10 protein-coding genes are annotated in these 12483 nt (G+C 54.0%); 9 read left to right on the top strand and 1 reads right to left on the bottom strand.

All coding sequences use genetic code 11. The features are described 5' to 3' along the window. Nucleotides 1-211: 211 nt before the first annotated feature. The 9 genes from rny (at nucleotide 212) to FLT43_RS27845 (ending at nucleotide 10869) form a co-directional block, all read left to right on the top strand. A complete protein-coding gene (gene rny, locus FLT43_RS27805) occupies nucleotides 212-1759 on the top strand; it encodes a ribonuclease Y (protein ID WP_006678358.1) in 1548 nt (515 codons plus the stop codon). 71 nt (nucleotides 1760-1830) lie between these two features. Further along, entirely contained in the window at nucleotides 1831-2625 is a 795-nt protein-coding gene (locus FLT43_RS27810) for a TIGR00282 family metallophosphoesterase (protein WP_087441367.1), read from the top strand. Nucleotides 2626-2951: 326 nt separating this feature from the next. Beyond that, entirely contained in the window at nucleotides 2952-3212 is a 261-nt protein-coding gene (locus tag FLT43_RS27815; RefSeq protein ID WP_006286829.1) for a stage V sporulation protein S, read from the top strand. A gap of 109 nt (nucleotides 3213-3321) precedes the next feature. Beyond that, the gene (locus tag FLT43_RS27820) at nucleotides 3322-4281 is read left to right on the top strand and encodes a dipeptidase (protein ID WP_087441366.1); all 960 of its coding nucleotides are present in this window, start codon (nucleotides 3322-3324) and stop codon (nucleotides 4279-4281) included. Between the two features lie 209 nt (nucleotides 4282-4490). Further along, entirely contained in the window at nucleotides 4491-6224 is a 1734-nt protein-coding gene (locus FLT43_RS27825) for a 2-oxoacid:acceptor oxidoreductase subunit alpha (protein ID WP_087441365.1), read from the top strand. 2 nt (nucleotides 6225-6226) lie between these two features. Beyond that, the gene (locus FLT43_RS27830; protein WP_087441364.1) at nucleotides 6227-7093 is read left to right on the top strand and encodes a 2-oxoacid:ferredoxin oxidoreductase subunit beta; all 867 of its coding nucleotides are present in this window, start codon (nucleotides 6227-6229) and stop codon (nucleotides 7091-7093) included. 829 nt (nucleotides 7094-7922) lie between these two features. Further along, nucleotides 7923-8492 carry a phosphate propanoyltransferase gene (locus FLT43_RS27835; protein ID WP_087441362.1) on the top strand — a complete coding sequence of 190 codons (570 nt, stop codon included), beginning with the start codon at nucleotides 7923-7925 and terminating at the stop codon, nucleotides 8490-8492. 245 nt (nucleotides 8493-8737) lie between these two features. Next, entirely contained in the window at nucleotides 8738-10291 is a 1554-nt protein-coding gene (gene miaB / locus FLT43_RS27840) for a tRNA (N6-isopentenyl adenosine(37)-C2)-methylthiotransferase MiaB (protein ID WP_087441361.1), read from the top strand. 161 nt (nucleotides 10292-10452) lie between these two features. Further along, a complete protein-coding gene (locus FLT43_RS27845) occupies nucleotides 10453-10869 on the top strand; it encodes a YlbF/YmcA family competence regulator (protein WP_087441360.1) in 417 nt (138 codons plus the stop codon). Between the two features lie 101 nt (nucleotides 10870-10970). Here FLT43_RS27845 and FLT43_RS27850 read toward each other — a convergent pair whose 3' ends face one another. Next, nucleotides 10971-11969 carry an electron transfer flavoprotein subunit alpha/FixB family protein gene (locus tag FLT43_RS27850; RefSeq protein ID WP_087441359.1) on the bottom strand — a complete coding sequence of 333 codons (999 nt, stop codon included), beginning with the start codon at nucleotides 11967-11969 and terminating at the stop codon, nucleotides 10971-10973. Nucleotides 11970-12483: the final 514 nt, after the last annotated feature.

Raw genomic sequence — 12483 nt, forward strand, 5'->3', positions numbered from 1 at the left:
AGAAATTGATTTCTACATGATTCATTTCGCCAATATCATGATTTCCGATTGGCCGCTTTCGGGCGGCGCACGCCATCGCGCGTGCACTTCGCCGGCGCTCATGCGTCGGTCCATGATCTGAACCTGAATTTTGTAATGAAACACGTGAACAACTGAACAAATGAAACCTGTCCCAAGCAGTGCTTGGAGCAACCAACGGGGAGGTGAGGCAATGGAGATGAACATTTGGCTCGCGCTCGCTCTCGTTGTGGCCGCATTGATCTTGGGGTTTGGAATCGGGTACCTGATTCGCAAATCGCTTGCTGAAGCGAAGATAACGAGTGCCGAGCATGCCGCAGAGCAGATTATGGACAGCGCGCGCAAGGAAGCGGAGGCACTGAAGAAGGAAACGGTGCTCGAAGCAAAGGACGACATCCATAAACTGCGCACCGAAGCGGAGAAAGACATTCGCGAGCGCCGAAATGAAGTTCAACGTCTGGAAAGACGCGTTGTACAAAAAGAAGAGTCATTGGATAAAAAGCTGGAGTCGCTGGAGCGCAAAGAAGAACAAGTCGCTTCTAAAGAAAAGCGCATCGAAGAGACCCAGCAGCAGGTTGAACGGACGCTGCAGCAGCAAGTTACGGAGTTGGAACGGATCTCGAATCTGACGATGGAAGATGCGCGGAGCATCATCCTCTCCAATGTGGAGCAGGAGGTGCGGCACGAGACTGCGCAGATGATCAAGGATATCGAGCAGCAGGCACGCGAGGAGGCGGACAAGCGCTCGCGCGAGATTATTACGCTTGCTATCCAGCGCTGCGCCGCTGATCACGTAGCAGAGACGACGGTCTCTGTCGTGGCATTGCCGAACGAAGAGATGAAGGGCCGGATTATCGGCCGCGAAGGCCGGAATATCCGTGCGCTTGAGACACTGACAGGAATCGATCTGATTATCGACGATACACCGGAAGCGGTGATTCTGTCCGGATTTGATCCAATACGGCGGGAGATCGCGCGGACGGCATTGGAGAAGTTGGTCGCCGATGGGCGTATCCACCCGGCTCGAATCGAGGAAATGGTGGAGAAGTCCCGCAAGGAAGTCGACGAGCGGATCCGCGAATACGGAGAGCAAGCGACTTTCGAGGTCGGAGTGCATGGCTTGCATCCGGATCTGATCAAGATTCTGGGACGTCTGAAGTTCCGTACGAGCTACGGTCAGAATGTGCTCAAGCATTCCATGGAAGTGGCATATCTCACCGGCTTAATGGCGGGAGAGCTGGGCGAAGATGTAACCTTGGCACGTCGTGCCGGGCTGTTGCATGATATCGGAAAAGCGCTGGATCACGAGGTGGAAGGATCCCACGTCGAGATTGGCGTAGAGTTGGCGAAAAAGTATAAAGAACACCCTGTAGTCATTAACAGCATCGCATCCCATCACGGGGATTGCGAAGCGACATCGGTTATCGCAATGCTGGTGGCAGCGGCGGATGCGCTGTCTGCAGCCAGACCGGGAGCGCGTCGTGAGACGCTCGAAACCTATATCAAGCGGCTGGAGAAGCTGGAAGACATTTCCGAGTCGTTCGAAGGGGTGGAGAAATCGTACGCCATCCAGGCTGGACGCGAAGTTCGCGTCATGGTCCAGCCGGATAAGATTGACGATGCGGAAGCGTACCGACTCGCTCGGGAGATTACGAAGAAAATCGAGAGCGAGCTGGACTATCCAGGTCATATCAAGGTAACGGTAATCCGCGAGACCCGTGCGGTAGAATATGCGAAATAAGCAAAAGATATAGCGTAAGTGCGAGAAGTGGCCTCCTGGGCCACTTCTCCTGATTTAAGGAGGACCCAATCATGAAAGTCTTGTTTATCGGCGATATTGTGGGCAACACGGGGCGCAAGGCTGTGAAGCAGCTGCTGCCGGAGCTGAAGCAGAAGTATAACCCGCATATCATTATCGCCAATGCGGAAAACGCCGCCGGCGGGCGGGGCGTTACGGCCGCGATCGTGAAGGAATTCCTCGACTTGGGCGTTCATGGCTTTACGATGGGGAACCATACGTGGGACAACAAAGATATTTTCGAGTGGATTGACGAAGAGACGCGGATGGTGCGTCCCGCTAACTTTCCGGAAGGAACGCCAGGCAGGGGGCATACCGTCATCAAAGCCAACGGCAAGGAGCTTGTTATTGTCAATTTGCAGGGACGGACGTTCCTCCCGGCCATTGATTGCCCCTTCCAAAAGGCAGACGACATTTTGCGTGGGCTCGGCAAAAAGCCGCGCGCCATACTGGTCGATTTCCACGCCGAAGCGACATCGGAGAAAATTGCGATGGGCTGGCATCTCGACGGCCGCGCTTCGCTGGTCGTAGGCACGCATACGCATGTCCAGACGAATGATGACACGATACTCCATAACGGCACGGCCTATTTGACCGATGTTGGCATGGTCGGTTCCCGGGAAGGCGTGCTTGGTATGGAGCGGGAAGCGGTGCTGCGCAAGTTCAGAACGCAGCTTCCGGTAAGGTTCGTCGTCGATGAAGGCAAATGGCAGTTCCACGCGTTGGTCGTTGAGATAGACGAAGCGACCGGCAAAGCGACCAAGCTGGATAAAATCCGCATTCGCGAAGGCGAGTGGATGATGAGCTAGAGAGCGGGTGGAACGCGGTACAGACAGGCTAACCGTCACGAGATGGATTCCCCGCCGCACGGCTACGGCATGAACAGGCACGGATTATCCCGACGGCTGAACGGCTTTTGGCATGGATAGGAACGGGCAGTCCGGCTGCCGCACCGCTTTGGCGTGAACAGGAACGGCTCAGTCCGGCTGCCGCACCGCTACGGCAAGAACAGGAACGGATTAGCTGCCGCCGGGGACCTCTTTTGCACAGGATGGAAGATGACAGGAATTTTTGGCTCGCTTGTGAATAGATTGTAATAGTGGAGTCAACCATCATTCCCGAGGAGGTACCTTCCATGGAAGTATTAAAGGTGTCAGCTAAATCCAACCCGAATTCTGTCGCGGGCGCATTGGCCGGGGTGCTGCGTGAACGTGGAGCGGCTGAACTGCAAGCGATCGGAGCGGGCGCATTGAATCAGGCGATTAAAGCAGTTGCGATTGCACGAGGATTCGTCGCACCAAGCGGGGTTGATCTGATTTGCATTCCTGCGTTCACCGATATTGTCATTGACGGCGAAGACCGTACGGCAATTAAATTAATTGTCGAGCCCAGATAAAAAACGCATACATGGAAATGACCGGGGAACCTTACTCTGCCTGTTTACGACGTAAGCAGGTTTTTTGCTTTCCATGATGGGACACGCTACGGAGAAAGGATGAAGCCAAATGAACGCTCGTATTATCGATTTTCATTGCGATGTGCTGTACAAGATGCTGTATCATGGCACAGGCCGCTTCGAAAGAGAAGCGGATTTTGACGTCACGCTCCCGCGCTTGAAGCAAGGGAGAGTCGGCATGCAAGTGTTCGCGGTGTTCCTGGAGGACTCCGCACTGGCCGGACCGCCAAAGTTTGCGCAGGTGCTGCGAAGCATAGATCTGCTGCGGGAGCGCATCAACACGCTTCCTGGCATGCGTCTCATTCGCTGGCGGGAAGATCTGGAGCGCTGGCAGCAGCAGCCGGACCAGATCGGATCGCTGCTGTCGCTGGAAGGCGTAGACGCGCTGGAAGGAGATTTGGTGAATCTCCGCACGGCTTACGAGCTGGGAGTCCGCTTCATCGGACTGACCTGGAACTATGCGAACTGGGCGGTGGACGGAACGTTGGAGGAGCGCAAAGCCGGCTTTACTGCGCTGGGCCGCAGCCTAATCCGAGAATGCGATCGGCTGGGGCTCATCATCGACGTGTCGCATTTGAACCGTATGGCATTTTGGGAGCTGCTCGAGCTCACGGAGCGGCCGATTTTCGCCTCTCACTCCAATGCGGCGGCCGTACTCGATCATCCGCGCAATCTGACGGACCAGCAGATCCGGGCCATTATCGCGCGCGACGGAAGAATCGGCGTTACGTTCGTGCCGCATTTCATCCATGAAGGGGACAAGGCTTCCATTGATCATTTGCTTCGCCATATTGAGCATATCGCTGCATTGGGCGGCGAGCGGCATCTGATGTTCGGATCGGACTTCGACGGCATCGACAAGAAGGTAGAGCGATTGGAGCATGCGGGACAGTATACGAACTTATTAAATGAACTGCATAAAAGATACAGTCCGGATTTCGTAGAGCGGATCTCTTCTGTCAATGCATTATCGTTTCTTGCGACCCATCTTCCTGAGCGCGAACAATAACATGGATATTCATCTCGGTCGGGTATCATATCCATCGAATCTCGCTATCGGGGGAGAGGCAGAAATCGCTTGCTTTTTCAAGTACCCGGACATAGAATGAGAGTGACTCAACTATTTTCTAATATTTTACTTGTTATATTTTTTTGAAACTATTTATATCGCGGCAGTGAATATGGATGCGAGTCACTTTGCAAAAGGAGTGGGCGAGCTTGATTAGTCAATTATCTTGGAAAATCGGGGGTCAACAAGGAGAGGGTGTAGAAAGTACGGATCGTATTTTCTCAACGGCATTGAATCGTCTCGGCTATTATCTATACGGTTATCGTCACTTTTCTTCCCGAATCAAGGGTGGACATACGAATAATAAAATACGCATCAGCACAGCGCCAATCCGTGCAATATCGGACGACCTGGACATTCTTGTCGCCTTCGATCAAGAGACAATCGATCTGAACGCGCAAGAATTGCGGCCGGGAGGCGTTATCGTAGCCGATGCGAAATTCGCGCCAGTCGTGCCGGAAGGAATCGATGCACGGCTATTTGCTGTTCCATTCACCGCCATCGCGGACGAACTGGGCGCATCACTGATGAAAAATATGGTTGCTTCCGGCGCATCATGGGCTTTGCTCGGATTGCCGCTGGACGTGTTCAATAAGGCACTGGAAGAGGAATTCGGGCGCAAAGGGCCGGCAGTCGTAGAGAAGAACATCGAGGCATCGCGCCGCGGGGCGGAATTCATCCTGGAGCAGGCTGGCGGCCCGCTGACCGAGTTCCAGCTTGAACCGGCGGACGGGAAGCAGAAGCTCTTCATGATCGGCAACGATGCGATTGGATTGGGCGCGATCGCCGCAGGATGCCGCTTAATGGCGGCCTATCCGATTACGCCGGCATCGGAGATTATGGAATACTTAATCAAGCGGCTGCCGAAGTTCGGCGGAACGGTCATTCAGACCGAGGATGAGATTGCCGCGGTCACGATGGCCATCGGGGCCAACTACGGCGGAGTTCGGGCAATGACCGCGTCCGCGGGTCCGGGGTTGTCGCTGAAGGCGGAAGCGATCGGGCTGGCGGGAATGACGGAGACGCCGGTCGTCATCGTCAATACACAACGCGGGGGTCCGAGCACCGGCCTGCCGACGAAGCAGGAGCAGAGCGACCTGAATGCGATGATATACGGCACCCATGGCGAGATTCCGAAAATCGTCATGGCACCGAGTTCTATCGAAGAGTGCTTTTACGATACAATCGAGGCATTTAACCTCGCTGAAAAATACCAATGTCCGGTCATCGTCATGACCGATCTGCAGCTATCGCTGGGCAAGCAGTCGTGCGAGCTGCTTGATTACGGCCGCATCGTCATCGATCGCGGCAAGTTGACATCTGAGCTGCCGCCGCTAGAGCCTCATGGCCAATTCAAGCGTTATGAATGGACGGAGGACGGCATCTCCCCGCGCGTCATCCCTGGGGAGAAGGGCGGACTGCATCATGTGACCGGCGTAGAGCACAATGAGGTCGGGCGCCCATCCGAGAGTGCAGTCAACCGGAAGATGATGATGGATAAGCGGATGCGGAAGATCAAGGGCCTGCAGATTACGAACGCGATTCATGCCGATACACCGCATGAAGAACCGGAGCTGCTCTTCGTAGGCATGGGTTCTATCGGCGGAACGATAGACGAAGCACGCCGCCGACTGGAAGCAGAAGGAATTAAGACGAACCATGTCACCGTACGGCAGATCCACCCGTTCCCGGCGGAGCTGTTCAAGCCCCATGCAGAACGGGCCCGTCAAGTGGTTGTCATCGAGAACAACGCTACCGGACAATTGGCGGATCAGATTCAACTGCATGTCGGCTGCGCAGAGAAGCTGCGTCGTGTTAACAAATACGATGGCACTCCGTTCCTGCCGTCCGAATTGTATAATCATAGCAAGGAGCTGGTCTAAGAATGGCTACGTTTAAAGAATTCCGCAACAATGTGAAGCCGAATTGGTGCCCGGGCTGCGGTGATTTCTCCATACAGGCAGCCATTCAGCGCGCGGCAGCCAATGTCGGACTCGAGCCGGAGCAGTTGGCGGTCGTATCCGGCATTGGATGTTCGGGCAGAATCTCCGGTTACATTAACGCATACGGCTTCCACGGTATTCATGGACGCGCGCTGCCGATTGCGCAGGGGCTGAAGCTGGCGAACCGGGATCTGACCGTTATCGCCTCCGGGGGAGACGGCGACGGCTTCGCGATCGGGATGGGGCATACGGTCCACGCCATTCGCCGGAACGTCAATATTACGTACATCGTGATGGACAACCAGATTTACGGCTTGACGAAGGGACAGACCTCTCCGCGCAGCGCCGTCGGATTCAAGACGAAGAGCACGCCAGAGGGGGCGATCGAGTCGACCTTGTCGCCGTTGGAGATTGCACTTGCGTCAGGAGCAACATTCGTTGCACAGTCGTTCTCAAGCGATCTGAAGCAGCTGACCGCGCTAATCGAAGCCGGCATACAGCATGAAGGCTTCTCGCTCATCAACGTATTCAGCCCGTGCGTTACATTCAACAAGATCAACACGTACGACTGGTTCAAGGAGCACATCATCAATCTCGACACCATCGAGAACTATGACCCGTCGAACCGCGTGATGGCGATGACGAAGCTAATGGAGACCGGGGGCATGATAACCGGACTGATCTATCAGGATACGGCCCGCCGCTCCTACGAGAATCTCGTCCCTGGCTTCCGGGAAGAACCGCTCGCCCATCAAAATTTGCAGATAACGCCGGAACAATTTGACCAATTGGTATCGGAATTCAAATAACCAACGCCACTAAGGCATGCGTCGTGAGGCGCGTGCCTTATTTTTATTTCCCTCATTGCCCCATGCAAATAAAAATAGACCTCCGTCTTCCCTCTTATGACTTGATATCCCCATGACGCAGGGAGTTGCGATTAAAGTGACGGCGCACTAAATGTTCAGTACCGTGGTCGTGAAGGAACTGCAATCCTCTGTCTGCGCACTTATGTTCGATATCCCCATGAATCAGGAAATCACCACAAAAGTGTCATCAGACCTAATGCCCCGGATCACGGTTGTGAAGGTGCTCCAAAATCCTCCGTCTGTACTCTTGTGTCCATTATCCCCATGGAGCAGGAACTCCCTGATAAGAAGGGATAATGAGCAAAGGTCAGGTGTACGCCTGACGGGCTGCGATAATGAGCAAAAGGCCGGTTATACGCCAGACGGGATGGATAGTGAGCAAGGCCGGTATACGCCTGACGGATTGGGATATTGAGTAAAGGCTAGGTGTAAGCCTGACAGAATGGGATAATGAGCAAAAGGCGGGGGTAGAGCTTATGGGACGGGATAATAAGCAAAAGGCGGGGTGTACAACTGACGGGATGGGAGATTGGTCAAAAGGTCAAATGTATGGATTTTTGGCTCAATAGGGGCAGTGTCTATGCATCGGGCAGGCATAGGGAATTAGGTGTGTTCGCCGGAAGTTAGTCGGTATGTATGACTCGGGCTGCTGGAGTTTCAAGAAGGGGGAAAGGCGGTCAGGCGGAAATGTCGACTTTTTGCCCGGGCGGGAGTATAATATGGAGTGGTACAAGGTAGAGAGATCACAACAACGTGAGGTGGATGAGAAATGAAAACCGTACCCGTCGGCGTGTCAGGACGCCATATTCATTTAACACAGCAAGATATCGAGACTTTGTTCGGAGAGGGCTATCAACTGACTGAGTTCAAGCCGCTGTCCCAGCCGGGGCAATTCGCGGCCAATGAGACCGTCGAGGTTATCGGCCCGAAAGGCTCGTTCAAGAAAGTCCGCATTTTAGGCCCTGCGCGCCCGGCTTCTCAATTGGAAGTGTCGCGCACGGACGCATTTACGCTCGGAGTCAACCCGCCAGTTCGGGAATCGGGCAATATCGAAGGCACACCAGGCATTCAAATTAAAGGGCCTGCAGGCGAAGTAGAACTGCAGCAAGGGGTTATTGTGGCGGCTCGCCATATCCATTTCCATACTTTGGATGCCGAGAAATGGGGCATTCAAGACAAAGCAAAGCTTCGGGTTCGCGTAGGCGGAGATCGTGGCGTTATCTTTGAAAATGTGATTGCGCGCGTCCATGACAATTTCGCATTGGACATGCATATTGATACGGATGAAGCGAATGCAGCCGGCGTGAAGAACGGGGACACGGCTGAAATCGTTGATTAATAGAAGCGGGAACGTCGAATGCAGCTGCTCGGTAGGGCGGCTGCATTTTTGCTGTGTCCTTTTCGGATGCCGATGGCCTTGGGCGTAAGGTCATTCATCTATATGTGAACATCGGCAGAAGTTTTTCTTAGCTTGGCTCCGCACGCGGAATAATGCTATAATTTGTTGTAATGCTTTTTTTGGAATAGGCATCAATCATTCACCTTAAATCTATGACATTACGATATGAAGGAGTGACCGACATCATGAGCAAAAAGTCGAAGGATTACTCCAAATATTTTGATTTCTCGAACGCAAAAGTGATTTCGGAGGATGAACACAGTAAGCGCATTCGTCTCAATGGTCGCGAAATCAACATTATTTCGGAGCCTAATCATCGAGCAGAGAAGCAGCGGGGGAAGCAGGACATCATCGTCCATTATGAAGAGGCGGTTCCTGCAGAGCTGCAGCAGTTGGGTACAGGCAAGCATTATCTGATCTACACGTTCGGATGCCAGATGAACGAGCATGACTCCGAGACGATGAGCGGGCTGCTCGAACAGATGGGGTACCGGAAGACGGATGATCGCCAGATGGCGGACATCATTCTGTTAAATACATGTGCGATCCGGGAAAATGCCGAGGATAAGGTCTTCGGCGAGCTCGGCCATCTGAAGACGCTCAAGCTCGAGCGGCCGGGTCTGCTGCTTGGGGTGTGCGGCTGCATGTCTCAAGAAGAAACTGTCGTCAACCGGATTATGCAGAAGCATCCGTTCGTCGATCTTGTCTTCGGCACGCATAATATTCACCGTCTGCCTTATCTGGTCCGCGATGCCTTATTTAACAAAGAGATGGTCATTGAAGTATGGTCGAAGGAAGGCGACATCATTGAGAACCTGCCGAAGAAGCGAGAGGGGATGCGCGCCTGGGTGAACATCATGTATGGCTGCGACAAGTTCTGTACCTACTGTATCGTGCCTTATACGCGAGGCAAGGAGCGGAGCCGCCTTCCGGAGGATGTCATCGCGGAAGTGCGTGAGCTGGGGCGGCAAGGCTTCAAAGAGATTACTCTGCTCGGGCAAAATGTCAACGCCTACGGCAAAGACTTCACGGACCGGAAATATACGTTCGGCGATCTGATGGATGATATCCATAAAATCGATATCCCTCGCATTCGCTTCACGACCTCTCATCCGCGCGATTTCGATGATCGGCTCGTAGAAGTGCTGGCGAAGCGCGGCAATCTGGTGGAGCATATCCATCTGCCGGTGCAATCGGGCAGCAGCGAGGTATTGAAAAAGATGAGCCGGAAGTATGATCGCGCCCGCTTCCTCGAGCTGGCCGGCAAGATAAAGCAAGCGATCCCGGATGTCGTGCTGACGACGGACATTATCGTCGGGTTCCCGGGCGAGACTGACGAGCAGTTCGAGGAGACGATGACCTTGGTTAAGGAGGTCGGGTTCGATTCCGCCTTCACCTTCATCTACTCGCCGCGCGAGGGCACTCCTGCGGCTCAGATGGAAGATAGTGTTCCATTCGAGGTGAAGAAAGCGCGGCTCCACCGTTTGAACGAGCTGATGACGGATTTGAGCCGCAAGAGTAACGAGAAGCTGATCGGCATGACCGTCGAGGTGTTGGTGGAAGGCGTGAGCAAAAACAACGCCAACATTTTATCCGGCCGCACGCGCACGAACAAGCTGGTTCATTTTCCAGGTTCGGAAGAGCTGATCGGGCGCTTCGTTCACGTGCGCATCGACGATGCCCTGTCCTACTACATTAAGGGTGAAATGGTGACGGAGCAGGTGCAAATCAGCTCCTAGCCGGCGTGAGCTTTTGGCATGATCCGGCCCGCAGGCCTGACGCGGCATGATGCGGAAGCCCTGCAGCTTCTTTTGCAACAATACGATAATCCAGATGGGAGAGGTTCGCATTGACGCAACATTCACATGATTCTTCGTCCAAAGCTTCACCATGCAGCAGCATGCCTTCCTTCAATACTCGCGATCTGCTTGTGCGGGACGATATTATGGCGAAGGCGAAGCAACTCGCCGAGATGATTTGCACGACAGAGGAAGTCAGTCAATACCAGAAGGCGGAGAAGCTCGTCCAGAAGCATGATCGGGTACAGGAGCTTATCTCGGCCATGAAGAAGAAGCAAAAGGAAATTGTTGCCTTCGAGTCGTTCCAGAATCAGGCGATGGTGGAGAAGATCGAGAAGGAACTCGACGAGCTGCAGCAGGAGCTCGACAATATCCCGCTCGTTGTGGAATTCCAGCAAAGCCAGACCGATGTGAACTACTTGCTGCAACTCGTCATGTCCGTAATTCGGGATACAGTGGCTGAGAAGATTGATGTCGAGGCGGCAACCCCAGAAGATCCCGACTCGTGCAGCGACTAAGCAGAGCCCGAAGCGATACGATAGATACAGCTGAAGCAGGCTTCCATCCCTAATTTTCTCATGGGAAGGAAGCCTGTTCGTTTATGATCGAGAGAGGGCTTTTAGGAGAGCAGCTTGCGGAATTCTGCGGTAAGCAGCGGGACGATCTCGAACAGATCGCCGACGATGCCGTAATCCGCCACCTCGAAAATCGGGGCCCCGGGATCGGTATTAATCGCGACGATGACGCGCGATTGATTCATGCCGGCCAGATGCTGAATTGATCCGCTGATGCCGCAAGCAAAATAAACCTCCGGCGTGACAACTTTGCCGGTCTGTCCGATCTGCAGCGCATAATCGCAATATCCGGCGTCGCAGGCACCGCGGGTGGCGCCGACCGCACCGTTCAGGACGAGGGCGAGCTGCTGCAGCGGCTTGAAGCCGTCTGCGCTCTTGACGCCGCGGCCGCCGGAGACGATGATTTTCGCCTCCGTCAGATCGATGGAGCCGCTCATTTTCGTCACGACACCCCGTACGATGGACCGCAGCGTAGGCGGAGGCTCAGGAAGGAAGCGGCGTTCTGGCACGGTCATGGCCCCCGGAAGAAGCGCTCCCGATTGCCCGACGGGAGGGAAATTGTTCGGCCGAATGGTGAGAACCCAGCACTTCGCGGCTTGGGTGAACCGTTTCGTCTCGAACGCCTTACCGGCATAAATCGGCCTCTGGAAGCCAAAACCGCCCTGATACTCTTCGATAGAAGTAATGTCGGAGATTTGACTGGACTGCAAATGGGAGGCCAGCATCGGTGCCATTTCCCGGCCCATCGCTGTATGTCCGAGCAGGACGATATCCGGCTCCTCCTGATCGACAAAGGTGCGGGCGGCGGCAAAATACGTTTCTGCCTCATAATATTGATATCGATCATTGTCCGCCACAACGATCATGTGGATGCCAGGAAGAGACAACGCGTCTACGGCCTCCCCGATGGCATGCCCTATTACCAGCACGATGACGCGATCCTCAACTTTCGCCATTTGCGCGACAGCACCAAGCGCTTCCCATGTCACCTGTCTCACGTGATTGCCACGCATTTCCGCGATAACGGCATATGTGCGTCCCATGCGGACTCACTCCTTTCATTTCTTCCATTCCATGGAGACTTCATTGGACTCCTTTTTTCCTATAGTGTGGAGGTTGCTATCCATCATATGGCTCGGACGTGAAAGTTATTTGCAGTTTTTCGGCAGGCGAAGGAAGTCAGTTATTTCATTTCCAGTGGTCAACATAGGTGCGGCATTGCATTTTTTGAACCCGAAAGTCATATTCATCAAGCAGGAGATACACGAACGATATTCGGGATTTAGCGTTCATTCTCGGGGGGGCAATCGGTACGTGAAGGGGGAGAATATGCTAATTTATGTTAAATAGTTTGTTTTCCTACTGTTGTCGGCCCTGGAATGCGTTCTTCGTCCAAGTGAGCCGGGCTCGCGTCGCCTATGTTGGCCTGTTTGAGCAAGGGAGGAAAAGGCATTTTCATGGGAAAGACAGGTAGGGATATACCGGCAGGAGCGAACGATACACCGTCGTTTAGGCCGGGCGTCGCGCAAGATATGACTTCCGCAAGAAGAAGGAGAG

Source organism: Paenibacillus thiaminolyticus, assembly GCF_007066085.1.
In the GTDB taxonomy this organism is placed as follows: Bacteria; Bacillota; Bacilli; order Paenibacillales; family Paenibacillaceae; genus Paenibacillus_B; species Paenibacillus_B thiaminolyticus.

Bases quoted from the DNA above. Each gene is read 5' to 3' on its own strand.
- rny (WP_006678358.1), top strand. From the start codon at position 212: ATGGAGATGAACATTTGGCTCGCGCTCGCTCTCGTTGTGGCCGCATTG.
- FLT43_RS27810 (WP_087441367.1), top strand. From the start codon at position 1,831: ATGAAAGTCTTGTTTATCGGCGATATTGTGGGCAACACGGGGCGCAAG.
- FLT43_RS27815 (WP_006286829.1), top strand. From the start codon at position 2,952: ATGGAAGTATTAAAGGTGTCAGCTAAATCCAACCCGAATTCTGTCGCG.
- FLT43_RS27820 (WP_087441366.1), top strand. From the start codon at position 3,322: ATGAACGCTCGTATTATCGATTTTCATTGCGATGTGCTGTACAAGATG.
- FLT43_RS27830 (WP_087441364.1), top strand. From the start codon at position 6,227: ATGGCTACGTTTAAAGAATTCCGCAACAATGTGAAGCCGAATTGGTGC.
- FLT43_RS27835 (WP_087441362.1), top strand. From the start codon at position 7,923: ATGAAAACCGTACCCGTCGGCGTGTCAGGACGCCATATTCATTTAACA.
- miaB (WP_087441361.1), top strand. From the start codon at position 8,738: ATGAGCAAAAAGTCGAAGGATTACTCCAAATATTTTGATTTCTCGAAC.
- FLT43_RS27845 (WP_087441360.1), top strand. From the start codon at position 10,453: ATGCCTTCCTTCAATACTCGCGATCTGCTTGTGCGGGACGATATTATG.
- FLT43_RS27850 (WP_087441359.1), bottom strand. From the start codon at position 11,969: ATGGGACGCACATATGCCGTTATCGCGGAAATGCGTGGCAATCACGTG.